At 66.5% G+C, this 12,932-nt stretch carries 13 protein-coding genes; 2 read left to right on the forward strand and 11 right to left on the reverse strand.

The window, feature by feature from the left end; translation table 11 throughout:
* Positions 1-429: 429 nt before the first annotated feature.
* The 11 genes from B0G62_RS17495 to B0G62_RS17545 form a co-directional block, all read right to left on the reverse strand.
* Positions 430-2,226 carry a chloride channel protein gene (locus tag B0G62_RS17495; RefSeq protein WP_103705483.1) on the reverse strand — a complete coding sequence of 599 codons (1,797 nt, stop codon included), beginning with the start codon at positions 2,224-2,226 and terminating at the stop codon, positions 430-432.
* Positions 2,227-2,231: 5 nt separating this feature from the next.
* The gene (locus B0G62_RS17500; protein WP_103705484.1) at positions 2,232-2,645 is read right to left on the reverse strand and encodes a MarR family winged helix-turn-helix transcriptional regulator; all 414 of its coding nucleotides are present in this window, start codon (positions 2,643-2,645) and stop codon (positions 2,232-2,234) included.
* A gap of 94 nt (positions 2,646-2,739) precedes the next feature.
* On the reverse strand, positions 2,740-3,897 hold the full coding sequence (locus tag B0G62_RS17505) for an HPP family protein (RefSeq protein WP_103705485.1): 1,158 nt from the start codon (positions 3,895-3,897) through the stop codon (positions 2,740-2,742).
* Between the two features lie 229 nt (positions 3,898-4,126).
* Positions 4,127-4,789 carry a hypothetical protein gene (locus tag B0G62_RS17510; RefSeq protein ID WP_103705486.1) on the reverse strand — a complete coding sequence of 221 codons (663 nt, stop codon included), beginning with the start codon at positions 4,787-4,789 and terminating at the stop codon, positions 4,127-4,129.
* Positions 4,790-4,866: 77 nt separating this feature from the next.
* Positions 4,867-5,343 (reverse strand): GNAT family N-acetyltransferase, encoded by a 477-nt coding sequence (locus tag B0G62_RS17515; RefSeq protein ID WP_103705487.1) that lies wholly within the window; start codon positions 5,341-5,343, stop codon positions 4,867-4,869.
* A gap of 40 nt (positions 5,344-5,383) precedes the next feature.
* Complete coding sequence (locus tag B0G62_RS17520; protein WP_103705488.1) at positions 5,384-6,907, reverse strand: ATP-binding response regulator; 1,524 nt, start codon at positions 6,905-6,907, stop codon at positions 5,384-5,386.
* A complete protein-coding gene (locus tag B0G62_RS17525; RefSeq protein ID WP_103705489.1) occupies positions 6,901-8,322 on the reverse strand; it encodes an ATP-binding protein in 1,422 nt (473 codons plus the stop codon). The genes B0G62_RS17520 and B0G62_RS17525 overlap by 7 nt, the downstream gene beginning before the upstream one ends.
* The gene (locus B0G62_RS17530; protein ID WP_103705490.1) at positions 8,291-9,457 is read right to left on the reverse strand and encodes an ATP-binding protein; all 1,167 of its coding nucleotides are present in this window, start codon (positions 9,455-9,457) and stop codon (positions 8,291-8,293) included. The genes B0G62_RS17525 and B0G62_RS17530 overlap by 32 nt, the downstream gene beginning before the upstream one ends.
* Complete coding sequence (locus B0G62_RS17535) at positions 9,442-9,888, reverse strand: anti-sigma regulatory factor (RefSeq protein WP_407671207.1); 447 nt, start codon at positions 9,886-9,888, stop codon at positions 9,442-9,444. Before B0G62_RS17535 ends, B0G62_RS17530 begins: the two co-directional genes overlap by 16 nt.
* A 1-nt stretch (position 9,889) precedes the next feature.
* Positions 9,890-10,246, reverse strand: a complete 357-nt coding sequence (locus B0G62_RS17540; protein WP_103705491.1) for an STAS domain-containing protein — start codon at positions 10,244-10,246, stop codon at positions 9,890-9,892.
* A gap of 16 nt (positions 10,247-10,262) precedes the next feature.
* Complete coding sequence (locus B0G62_RS17545) at positions 10,263-11,126, reverse strand: STAS domain-containing protein (protein ID WP_103705492.1); 864 nt, start codon at positions 11,124-11,126, stop codon at positions 10,263-10,265.
* A 390-nt stretch (positions 11,127-11,516) separates the two neighbouring features.
* Here B0G62_RS17545 and B0G62_RS17550 point away from each other — a divergent pair, with 390 nt between their 5' ends.
* Both B0G62_RS17550 and B0G62_RS17555 read left to right on the forward strand, forming a co-directional pair.
* Positions 11,517-11,765 carry a hypothetical protein gene (locus tag B0G62_RS17550; RefSeq protein WP_103705493.1) on the forward strand — a complete coding sequence of 83 codons (249 nt, stop codon included), beginning with the start codon at positions 11,517-11,519 and terminating at the stop codon, positions 11,763-11,765.
* A gap of 300 nt (positions 11,766-12,065) precedes the next feature.
* On the forward strand, positions 12,066-12,704 hold the full coding sequence (locus tag B0G62_RS17555; RefSeq protein ID WP_103705494.1) for an MlaC/ttg2D family ABC transporter substrate-binding protein: 639 nt from the start codon (positions 12,066-12,068) through the stop codon (positions 12,702-12,704).
* The last annotated feature ends 228 nt before the right edge of the window (positions 12,705-12,932 follow it).

Genomic DNA, 12,932 nt, shown 5'->3' on the forward strand with positions numbered 1-12,932 from the left:
GACGTGGCGGAGCGTGCGTCGCGTGTCGAACTGCATTGCCCGACGGAATGGGATTTCGGCGCGTTTGGAGCGTCGTACTGGACGCGCCGCGTCTTTGCGGCGCACAGCATTCGTCAGCAAGGTGCGTGCCAGTTTGTGCGGCGCACGAGATGAGGGCGCAAGAGGTGCAATCGAGAGGCGCGGCCTGGCGCTGCGTCAGATGTGGCGCACCGCAGCAGTGCGTGCGGCGCGGTCCGGCACTCAAGTGGCGCAGATTACGTCGCTATTATCGCAACTAACAGCCAAATCCGCGCGGCGCAGTCAGACAGAAAAGTGGGATGGTTGAAATGCCCATTGCGAGCAGACAGGTCGGCAATCAGCGAGTCGAGGATGTTCAGGCCCGCCGATCCGATACATGCGCAATCCAGCGACGCTCCAGAAGACGCCCGCTCAACCCGCCCGACGTACCGGCGGATATCGCCGCTTCGCATTGCCGCCGATACCAATGCGCCGGAAGCGTTCGCGCTTGGTCTCTTCCTCGAAGTGCGCGAGCGACAGCTTCACCAGATCGCTGCGCGAGACGATCCCCACGAGCCGCATCGTCTCGCGGCTGTTCACCACCGGCAGCCGTTCGAGTCCATGCACGGCGAGACGCGCGGCGATCTGGCGGCAGGTTTCCTCGGGCAAGGCCACATCGGCGGAACGACCCGCGAACAGCGCGCCGATCGGCTGATCGAGCGCATCGTCCGCGCGCACCGCTTCGAGCATCGCGCGATCCGCCACGCCCAGCACTCGCCCGTCGCGCACCACCGGCCACGCGCGGCGCTGCTGCGACGCGCCGAAGTAACGCGCCCTCGCTTCGCGCACGCTCACGCCGGCATCGATCGTATCGACCTGGCGCGTCATCACTTCATCGACGTAATGGCGCTCCAGCGGATCGACGCCGTATTCGCGGTAAATGTGATAACCGCGCCGCGCGATCTTTTCGGTCATGATCGAGCGCTTCATGACGACCGTGGCGAAACCATGCGCGACCAGCGTTGCCGCGAGCAGCGGCAACAGCGCGTTGCTGTCGTGCGTGAGGCCGAAGGCGAACACAATGGCCGTGAGCGGCGCGCCCAGCGTGGCGCCGAGCGTCGCGGCCATGCACACGAGCGGCCACAGCGCGGGATCGCCGCCGGGCAGCACGTGGCCGAGCACGCTGCCCAGACCCGCGCCCAGCATCAGCAACGGCGCGAGCACGCCGCCCGAGGTGCCCGAACCCAGCGCGATCACCCAGATCACGGATTTCACGGCGAGAATCGCAATGGCGGCTTGCAGCAGGATATGTTGATGCAGCAGATCGCCGATCACGTCGTAACCGACGCCTAGCGCGCGCGGTTCGATGAAGCCGCCGATGCCCACGGCCAGACCGCCGATCGCGGGCCACCAGGACCAGTGCAGCGGCAGGCGCTTGAACAGATCTTCGACCTTGTAGAGCGAGGCAGACAGCCCCGACGCCAGCGCACCCGACAGCAGCCCCGCGATCACGCACGAACCCAGCGCAAGCGCATGGGGCGGCGGCGTCTGCATCGCGAAGAGCGGGTCGGTGCCGAACACAAGTGCGCGCGCGAAGCCCGCCACCGCGCAGGCGAGCGCGACCGGCAGGAAGCTGCGCGGACGCCACTCGAACAGCAGCAGTTCGACCGCGAGCAGCACGGCGGCGACCGGCGTGCCGAACACCGCGGTCATGCCCGCGGCGGCGCCCGCCACCAGCAGCGTCTTGCGCTCGGCGGCGGTGAGGCGCACGCATTGCGCGAGCAGCGAGCCTAACGCGCCGCCCGTCATGATGATCGGGCCTTCCGCGCCGAACGGGCCGCCGCTGCCGATCACGATGCCCGACGACAGCGGCTTGAGCACGGCCACCTTCGGCGACATGCGGCTCTTGCCGAACAGGATCGCTTCGATTGCTTCAGGAATGCCGTGGCCGCGAATCTTTTCCGAACCGTAGCGCGCCATCATGCCGACGATCAGCCCGCCCGCCACGGGCACGACGATCACCCAGGCGCCCAGCGTGTTGAGCGCGGGCGAATGGTCGGCGAACGAGAAACGGCCATAGAAAAACAGGTTCGTGAACCAATGGATCAGGTTCAGGAGCACGTACGCGGCGAGCGTCGCCAGGCCGCCAATCACGGCGGCGAGCGCGCCGATGCCGGGCAGGCGCGCGTTGGCCGAAAAGTCGCGCTTGTGGGAATCGTCGGAATGCATGGTCGTCAGAGGTCGATGTGCGGAATGGTGAAGGCGCCTTCGAGCGAGCGCAGCTCCGCGCGATGCAGTTCGGCAAGGCGCGCGAGCAGTTTTTCGCCGGCGGCGAGCAGATGCACTTCCACCTGGCGGCGGTCGCGCTCGCTCACGCGCCGCGCCACGAGTTCGAGCGCCTCGCAGCGCGAAACCAGCGCGACCACGCCGTGATGCTGCGCCTGCAGACGCTCGGCCAGCTCGCCGATGGTCGCCCACTCGCGGCCCGGATAGCCCTTCACGTGCAGTAGCAGCAGATATTGCAACGGCGTGATGCCTTCGTTCTGGGCCGCCTGCTCCGAGAAGCGCTCGAAGCGGCGCATCTGATAGCGGAATTCGGACAGTTGCTCGAAATCGGCCTTTTTCAGGCCGCCTGGCGTTTGCTTCATCGGGGATCCATGGTGGAACGATTCGATCTGCGAATATATCACGACATGATATTTATAGTCGCAATGGCTCGTTGTACAGGGCGCGTCGTGTACGTCAGGCGCGCTGTTTCTGCAGCGGCTGCGTCTGCCGATAAAGTCCCGAAATCAGATCGGCCTGCGTGACGATGCCGGCGAGGCGCCGCTCGCTATCCACCACCGGGACGTGATGGTGGCCCCGGCCCGCGAAGAGCGCGAGCAATTCGACGATGGGCGTCGCGGCGGCGATGGTGCGCACGTGCGTGCTCATGAGCGTGCTCACGCGCGCGCTGTCGCCTGCGCTCGCTCGGGCACCGAAGCCCAGCGAACCCAGCAGCGCGCGCAGCGGATGGGGGTTTGCGCCGTCGTCGGCGAGGTCGGCGCGCGTGACGATGCCCTTCACGTACCGCTGCGCGTCCACTACCGGCAGCGCCTTTACGTCATGCTGCCGCAGCAGCGCGCGTGCTTCGCCCACCGTGGTCGCGGGCGAGATGCTCACCACGTTGCGCGACATGACATCGGCGCAATTGAGCACGCCAAAGCTGCGCGCATAGGCGTGGATTTCGGTTTCGCGCAGCAGCGCTTCGAGATCGTCGGGATCGACGTCGAGCAGTTCGTCGCGCTCGCGCAAGGCGGCTTCGAGATCCGCGCGCGCGAAGCCGCTCGCGGCGGGCGCGGGCGATGCATGCGTCGCCGTGTGTGCGGTATGCGGATAGCGATGGCCCGTCGCCTTGTGGTAGACGAGCGCGCTGGCGAACAGCACGAACGATTGCAGCAGCACCGGTTCCAGCACGAACTCATAGCCGAGCGCGCGTACGGCGGGGCCGCCCAGCACGGCGGTCAGGGCGACCGCGCCCGAAGGCGGGTGCACGCAGCGCAGCGTGAACATCGCGCAGATCGCCAGACCTACGGCGACGGCGGCGGCCACGACCGGATCGTCGATGAAAAGCGCGCAGGTCACGCCCACGATAGCCGACACCAGATTGCCGCCGATGAGCGACCACGGCTGCGCCAGCGGGCTGGCGGGCACGCCGAACAGCAGCACGGCGGAAGCGCCCATCGGTGCGATCAGCCAGGGAATCGTCGAGGCATTGCCGAGCAGACTGTGCGAGACGGCGCCCGTAAGCGCGATGCCCAGCAAGGCGCCGACGCCCGAGCGCAGCCGTTCGCGCCAGCGCAGGGCAACGGGCGGCGGCGCAAAGCGCGCGAGCCAATGGAAGAGGGTGTGGCGTGACACGGTGGAAATAGCGACAAAAGAAGCCGGGCCGGGGTCGGCTCGAATGTCGCGAATTATATCGTAACGTGATATAAAAGGTTGCGTGCCGCCCTATTGCCCATATTAGGGGTGGGCATTCGACTGTGCGATGAGCGTCGTAATGAATGATCAGGATGTCGAATCAATTGGCGTAAAAAACCGCCAGGGCGCAGCGCGCACGGCGGTTTTTGAATCACCTTACGGCGAGCGCTTACACCGTATGACGCGGCACGCCGGCCATTGGACGGGCATCGCCGGGATGCGCATTCGGCAGGCGGCGGCCATGGTCGGCGGCGTTGTGAGTGGGGGCGGCCATCTGATGCTGCGCCTGGCGCGGCTCGGGATGCGGATGAGGGCGGTCGCCCGGGTGCGCCATCGAATGCGGTATGCCACTGGGGCGCGCGACCATCTCCACGTGCACGCGCGAGTGAGGCGTCGCGGCACGCATCGACGGCGGCGCGACGTAGGCGCTCTGCATCGGCAGGTGGCCTTCGTGGTGTGCCATCACGTTGTGCAATTCGGCGCGGCGGTGAAACACCTCGGCACGAAGATCGCCGCGACCGTAATAGTGCCGATGACGCTGACCGTCCGGTCCGACAAACCAGATGTACGTCATGCCGCCGATCACGACCACGTCGCGATCGAGCGCGACAGAAACGTAGGCATCATGCGGCTCGGGCACGTAAGCCGGCGCGGCCATCACGACAGGCGGCGGTGCGGCCACGACCACGGGGCGCGCGGGCGTGGCGACTACTCGCGTATGGGTCACGCAGCCCGACAGCAACAGGGCGAACGAAAGAGGGACGACGGCCGCGAGCGCGGCGAAGGCGCCGGTTTTGGGTCTGGAAATAATAGCGCGCGTGTTCCCGTTCAAGCGTGGCTCCGTGAGAAGGTTGAAAGCTCAACCCGTTAACGGCACGGATGAACGGCGGCTTGAGAAAAAGGGTGGGCTTACAGCGTCTTGGCCATTTCGGTCGTCGCGCCCCAACCCAGTTGGCGATAGAGATCGCGGCCCTGCTCGGTCGCATGCAGGATCGCATGGCGGATGCCGCGCCGCGCGAATTCCTCGTCGGCGAGTTGCATGAGCTGGCGGGCGAGGCCTCGCCGCCGCGCGTGCGGCTCGACGTAGACGTTGAGCACATAGCCGCGCCGGTCCTGCGCGGGGTGGGCAGGATGGGGCGGCCAGTCGATTTCCATCAGGCCGATGCCGGCGATGGGCGCACCGTCCTTGACATCGACATTGACATCGTTGAGCGCGAAGCCGAAGTAGCGCCCGTCGGCGAGACGTGGCGCCAGCCAGACACGAAAGTGCTCCGTCATCGTTGCGAGCGTGGCGGCGTCGCGGCCCGCTTCGCTGAACATCGCCTCGCGATGGCGGCAGACGAGTTCGAGATCGCCAATGCCGATGGCGCGTACTTTTACCTTCATCCGCAATCCCCTTTTTACCGACGAAAGCCAACGCGTGCCGTTAGTCCGCCTTGGTTCCTTCGATTTCGCGCAGGATTTCGTCGAACGGCGCGGGCTTCACGAGATGCCGGTCAAAGCCGGCTTCGGCGGTGGCCTGGCGGTCGCGCTCCTGACCATAGCCGGTGAGGGCGATCAACTGCGTGCGGGCCGTGGCGGGCCGCGCCCGCAGGGCCTTGGCGAGCGCATGGCCATCCATGCCGGGCAGGCCGATATCGAGAATCGCCACATGCGGCTCGAAGCTCTGGGCGAGCGCGAGCGCGCTGGGGCCGTCATGGGCCACGCGTACCTCGTGGCCTTCGAGTTCGAGCAGCATCCGGAGCGAGGTCGCCGAATCCACGTTGTCGTCGGCGATCAGGACGCGGCGTTTGCGCGGGATTGTTTCGTTATCCATATTGTTGTTGTTTGTGGGTGCGTCGTCGGCTTGCGGCGCGCGTGCGATGGGCAGACGCACGACGAATTCCGAACCTTTGCCGAGCCCTTCCGAATAAGCGTTTACCGAGCCGCCGTGCAGTTCCGCGAGTTCTCGCACCAGCGCGAGGCCGATGCCAAGGCCCCCATCGGCACGCTTGACCGCGTCGCGCGACTGCATGAAAAGCTCGAAGACGTAGGGCAGCTCGTCGGGCGCGATGCCGATGCCATTGTCGCGCACGCCGATCGCCACTTCATCGCTGTCGGCTTCGAGGCGCAGCGTCACCGCGCCGCCGGCAGCCGTGTATTTTGCCGAATTCGACAGCAGATTGCTGATGATCTGCGCGACGCGGATGCCGTCGCCGACGATGTGGCAAGGCCCCGGCGTGTTGCTCACGGTGAGTTGCTGCTGCTTGGCGTCGAGTACCGGACGGCTCGTTTCCACGGCCATTTCGACAATCTGCCGCAAGTCGAGCGTCGTCATCTGCAAGGCGATCTTGCCGTGCGAGATGCGCGAAACGTCGAGTAAATCGTCGACGAGGCGGCCGAGATGTTCGACCTGGCGGCTCGCGATCTGCCGCGCGTCGGCGCGTCCGGCATCGCTCGCGCCGTGGCGCGGATCGAGCAGTTCGATGGCGTTGCGGATCGGCGCGAGCGGGTTGCGCAACTCGTGCGCGAGCGTCGCCAGAAAGCGGTCCTTGCGGCGGTCGGCGTCGCGCAGCGCTTTTTCGGCGGCGTACAGGCGCAGCAGCGCGCGCACGTTCGCCACCAGTTCGGCGGGATCGACCGGCTCGGTCAGATAGCTGTCCGCGCCGCCGTCGAGCGCGCGAATCTTGTCGCGCGCCTGCACGGCGGCGGCCGAGGTCTGCAGCACCAGCGTGGAGCTGGTCTGCGGATTCTGCTTGATGAGGCGGCACACCTCGATGCCGCTGATGTCGGGCAGCTTCACGTCGAGCAGCACGAGCGCCGGCGACTGCTCGCTCACGGCGTCGAGCGCGCCCTGGCCCGTGGCGGCTTCGATGACCGCGAAGCCCGCGTGGCGCAACACGCGCGACTTCACGTAGCGCGCGCCTTCGTTGTCGTCGACATTGAGAATGACGGTGGCGTAGGTCACGATGCGGCGCCTCGCGAACGGGCTTGTTCGCTTGCCTCATCGTCGGCGCGATCGGTGACATCGGCGTCCTCGTCGCTGGCAAGGCGCACGGGCAGATCGACGTAAAAGGTCGAGCCCACGCCCAGTTCGCTTTCGACGCCGACTTCCCCGCCCAGCAGCGCGGCCAGCTTGCGGCACAGCGGCAGGCCGAGGCCGGTGCCTTTCACGCGCTGCTGCAAACGGTTCTGCACCTGACCGAATTCCTCGAAAATAATGGGGTGATGTTCAGGAGCAATTCCGATGCCCGTATCCGCGACAAAAAACACCACGCGCTCGCCGGACGCTTCGAGCCGCGCGCCCACGCGAATCTGCCCGCGTTCCGTGTACTTGAGCGCGTTCGAGACGAAATTGCGCAGGATCTGCGTGAGTTTCGGCTCGTCGGTATAAAGGCGCGGCAGGCCCGCCGTCGCGGCAAATTCGAGCGAGACGCGCGGCGTGGCGAGCAGCGGCGTGAGCATCGTGCGCAGCGCGGCGAACAGATCGGCGGGATCGAACCACGCGGGCGACACCTCGGTCTTGCCGGCCTCGATCTTGGCGAGATCGAGCAGATCGTCCACGGTTTCACCGAGCGTTTGCGCCGACGCGAGAATCAGCTTCACCTGATGCTCCTGTTCCGTCGTCAGGTCGCCGTCCAGGCGATTGAGCAGCAGATTGGCGAGCGCGCTGATCGACGAAAGCGGCGTGCGCAATTCGTGGCTCATGTTGGAGAGGAAGCGCGTCTTCATCAGATCGGCGCGGCGCAGTTCTTCGGCGCGCTCGTCGAGTTCGGCATATAGCGCGACCACGCCGCGATTGGTCGCCTCCAGTTCCTGGGTCAGGCGCGCGAGTTCTTCCTGGCGCGCGCGCAGTTCGTCGAGCGTCGCCATCAGTTCGCGGTTCTGCTGCTGCACTTCGGCGAGCGAATCGGCCTGCGGCGCGAGCGCGGTCACGCTGTTGACGACGCGTTCCAGCGCGCGGCCGCGCGGCGCGGCGCGCTCGTTGGGCAGATGGCGCGCCATCGCGACGGTGGTGCCTTGTGGTGTCGATTCGATGTCGAAGCGGTCCATCAGGCGGCGGCTGCCCATGATCCCCAGGCCCATGCCGCCCGGCGAGCGGTACGTGCCGTCGAGCACCGCTTCGAGCTCGCGCAGACCCTGGCCGCGGTCGCGCACGATGATTTCGAAGGCTTGCGGCGTGCGCGTGGCGTCGAAGGCGAAGCTCACCTCGCCGCCGCCCGCGTATTCGAAGGCATTGCGCGCGATTTCCGACACGGCGCTGGCGATGCGCGTCTGGTCGAGCGCGGAAAAGCCCAGGCCCGCCGCGAGATCGCGCGAGCGGCGGCGCGCCACGACGACGTCCTGGGCGGTCTCAATGCGGATGCGCAGCAGCGGCGTTTTCATGGGTCAACTGTACTCCCGGCTGCGCCTTGACGACGACCACGGTGGCGTCGTCGTTGCGGCGCGCGAAGTCGCGGTAGAGGACGGCGGCGATCATCACGGCGCTCTGGCGGGCAAGCCCCGGCCACGCGTCCAGGTCCCAGCGCGTGCCCACGCCATCGGAATGCAGGATCAGGACGCTGTTCGCGCGCCAGGCGAACTCGTACTCCTGGGCGCCGCGCATCGTATGGCCGACGATGCCGTTGCGCGAGACGAGCTGGTAGCTCGCGCGCGCGTCGTCGGGCGCATCGGCCGGGGCGCTGGCGCCGGTCCTGGCGCGCTGGCCCGCGCCGCCAGGTCGCGGATCGCCGGGGCCCGGTTTGCCAGTCGCATAGGCAACCGCCGAGATGTTGCCGGTGCCGCAGAAACTCACGCTCGAGCGCGCGAGGTCGAAGCGCGCCAGCGCGAGCGCCGCGCCGCGCGTCGGCTGCAGCGCCGCGTGCGAAAGCTCCATCAACGCGCCGGGCATCAGGCCCGCGCGCCGGCGCAGCACTTCGAGCGCGGCGGTCGCGGCGATGTGCGCCTGGGCGCCGTGGCCGAGACCGTCGGCGACGGCCAGCGTGAAGCCGCTCTGATCGGCCTGGGCCTGCCAGCCGTCGCCGCTGACTTCCTCGCCGCGATACGGCACGCAAACGCCGCCGATTTCGGGAGCCGCCTGCGCCGGGCCCGGCGTGCCGGGCTGCTGAACCAGCACGCGCAGCGCCGTGCCGTGCCCCGGCTGGGACCACAGCGCAAGCTGATCGGAGAGCCGCCGGATCGCGCCGAGTCCCGTGCCGGGCGTGCCTGCCGTCGAGTGGCCGTCGGACAGCGCGGCGCGCACATCGGCCATGCCGGGGCCGCGGTCGAGCGCGATCAGTTCCACGCCGCGCCCGCACGCGCGCACCAGCAGTTCGCCATGGCCCGCGTGCTTGAGGATATTGGTGGCGGCTTCGGTGATCACGATCGCCAGCCGGCCGGCGTCGGTCTCATTGAGACCGGCCAGAAGGGCGGCCTGCGCGGCGCCGCGCCGCGCGAACGCCACGCTGCTCGCATCGCCGATCTCGAAGGCGCGATGGGTGCCGCCGGCCAGGCCGGAAGCGCCGTCTAGCGAACTTTCCATTTGATGATGGTGACCGTAGTGCCGTTGCCGGGCGTGGAGTCGATCGAAAAGGCGTCGCACAGGCGCCGCGAGCCGCCCAGCCCAAGCCCCAGGCCGTTGCCGCTGGTAAAGCCGTCCTGCAACGCGCGTTCGATGTCGGGAATGCCCGGTCCCTGATCGACGAAGGTGATCTTCAGCCCCACGCGCACGCCGTTGCTGAGCGCTTCGAGCCGCGCATCGCCGCCGCCGCCGTGCTGCAGCGTGTTGCGCGCGAGTTCGCTGGCCGCCGTGACGAACTTGGTCTGCTCGATCAGCGAAAAGCCCCGGGCAATCGTCTGGTCGCGCACGATCTGCCGCAGCCGGACGATTTCCTCGTCCGAGCGCAGGCTCACTTGCGCGATCAGCCGGTCGGGCGCGTCGTTGCTGTTCATCATGGCGAAAGCAATCGGCATGCTAGGCGTGCCGCTGTTTTAGCAGCGCCATACCTTTTTCGATGTCGAGCGCGGTGCGCACGCCGGTGAGCGTCAGGCCCAGCTCGACCAGCGTGATCGCCACCGAAGGCCGCATCCCGACCACGACGGTCTGCGCATCGAGCACCATTGCCATCGCCGCCGTGTTCGAGATCATGCGGCCGATGAACGAATCGACCACGTCGAGCGCCGAAATGTCGATCAGCACGCCCTTGGCCGACTCCTTGACGATGCGCGCCGTGAGGTCGTCCTGCAGCGCCATCGCGAGGCGGTCGTGCATGTCCACCTGGATCGAGACGATCAGGTAGTCGCCCAGACGCAAAATCGGTATGCGTTCCATCGCTCGGCTCCGGTGCTCAGGCCGTGGCCGTCGGCTTGATGATCTGCGAGCCGGTGCGCTGCAGGGCGATCACGAAGGCGTCGGCGAGCGTGGACTTGGTGGTGACATTGGTGAGATCGACGCCCAGATGCACGATGGTCTGGGCAATCTGCGGACGGATGCCGCTGATGATGCAGTCCGCGCCCATCAGGCGCGCGGCGGCCACGGTCTTGAGCAGATGCTGGGCGACGAGGGTGTCGACGGTCGGCACGCCGGTAATGTCGATGATCGCGAGGCCCGCGCCCGTATCGACGATCTTCTGCAGCAGGCTCTCCATCACGACCTGGGTGCGCGCCGAATCGAGCGTGCCGATCAGCGGCAGTGCGAGCACGCCTTCCCACAATTGCACGACGGGCGTGGACAGCTCCAGCAGTTCCTCCTGCTGGCGCGCGATGATCGCCTCGCGGCTGTTCTGGAAGACCTCGGTGGTGTAGAGGCCCAGCTCGTCGATCAGCAGATTGATCGCCCAGCTCACGTCCGCGAGTTCGGCGGGATTCGTGAAGCTTTCGCGCAGGCGCGTGTAGAGCGGCTGTTTGAGCGAGAACACGAAGGTGGCCGTTTCCGCCGGCGTGTAGCCCTGGCGTGCGCGGTGAGCCGACATATCGGCGAGAAAGGCGCGTAACGGTTCCCATTCGGGGCGGCTTGCGTCGAGCGTTTCCGACTTCGCGAGCGTGTCGAGGAACACCGTGAGGAACGTCGAGAACTGCTCGCGGACTTCGGCTTCCATGGCGAGGCCGCGGCGCAGCGCGATCGGCAGATGCAGGCGGATCCAGTCGGTGAGCAGCGCGTCGCGATGCGGGTTCAGGACATCCGCGAGACGGGTCCGTTCGGGTGAGTTCATGCGATCTCCTCTGCGGGCTGGCGTTCTGCTTTTGCGGTCTCGATTTTCGAGACGGAACCGCTGCACCTTACACCATTGTCGTGATTGAAGGTATTACGCGTGTACAAAAAGATCAGGAACGCACGAGACTTTTCGGGAAGCTCCGGCGACGCGTGGCGATCCGGGGAATCCCCTTGTCATGCGGGGATTCACGCTTTTGCAGGGTGGTCTTGTAATTTTTACAGTGTGAGTGCCTGGGGCGGCTGTGGCGGGGTTATCGGAATGGGTGCGCCAGCGCACGCTGACGGCGGAAATCGCTCGCGCGAAGGGATTTCTTGTGATCGGTATGACTGGTACGGAGTTTGCTCAATATAGCCCTGCCACACACAAAAACGAGGAAAGGGGTGCCACATGAAGTTCGATCCGGTTTCACGGGAATCGACGCCGGCAAGTTTCGCCACGGGAACGGCAGGGGTCACGTTCGCTACACCGCAAACGCTGGAGGACGAGGTCGCTGAAGACGAGAAAGGCCTGCGATTGCTGTCGAGGTTGTCGTACTGCGTGGCCTGGCTGTTCGGGCTGGAGGCGTTCTTTATGGAGCCTCAGGCTGCGGCCGGTGCGCAGGCGGTTCAAGGTTTTGAAGGGAGGAGGCGCGATTGATGCGCCGGGACGGCCGGCTGGCTGTTTGCTGTCGCCGGCTGGCCGTCACCTGAACGTTCTTTCCCTGCGTCGGTCCCCGTTTTGCCCGGTGTTATGTCGGGTGCCTGTAACAAACTCCCAGCATGTGTAACGTAACGTAACGGCCTTCCCGGGCCGTCGCGAGGCGTAACGCTTTTCGCTGTTCCCGTACTTGAGCGGATCGGAAAGATCGGCAAAGCGCTGAAATGCGCGCCGCGCCTGAATGCTTTATAAAAGGGGCAAACGTCTGTCGTCAGCCATGGAAACCGACCGAGCCTCCGCATGAAAAACATTCTGATTGTCGCCACGCTTTTTACGGCCCTGACGGGCTTTGTGTCCCCGAGCGCCAGTGCCGCGCCCCAGCCCGTCGACCAGACCGACCCGCAGGCCTTGATCAAGACCGCCACCCAGCAAGTGCTGGACGAGGTCCGCACCCAGTCGATCGCCCCTGATGACATCCCGCGCATTCGCGGCATCGTCGATCGCGACATCCTTCCTTACGTCGATTTCCGCCGTACGACGCAACTGTCGATGGGGCCGCACTGGCGCACGGCCACGCCTGCACAGCAGCAACAGGTCATGGAGCAGTTCCAGCTGCTGCTGATCCACCTCTACGCAGGCGCGCTCGCCCAGTTGCGGCCCGATCAGCAGATCGAATACGCGCCCATGCGCAACGCCCCGAGCGACACGGACGTGGTCGTGCGCACCCAGGCGCAGACGAGCGGCAAGCCTGTCGAGATCGACTATCGCCTCTACAAGACGCCGCAGGGCTGGCGGCTCTATGACCTGAACGTGCTCGGCGCGTGGCTGATCCAGACCTACCGCGCACAGTTCAACGAGAAAATCCAGGAAGGCGGCGTGGACGGCCTGATCCAGTTTCTGACGGCGCGCAATCAGGAACTGGAAACGGCCAAGCCCTGACATGCCCTGACGCGCGGGCAGCGCGCTTTCCCCGGCGGCGCGTCTGCCGTCTGCGTTATGCTGCGCCCCGGCATGCCGCTTGCCCTCCACGCTGGCGCCTCGCTTCACGAGACAGGCGGCAGCCGTCGAGCAAGGCCAGATGTCAGTACATCAATGGTCAGTACCCCAATGATTTCGCTCGCTGCCGCCCATCGCGCGCAGCGCGCACTACTCTGAATGCAGGTGCGC

The organism is Paraburkholderia eburnea (assembly GCF_002917095.1).
Lineage (GTDB): Bacteria > Pseudomonadota > Gammaproteobacteria > Burkholderiales > Burkholderiaceae > Paraburkholderia > Paraburkholderia eburnea.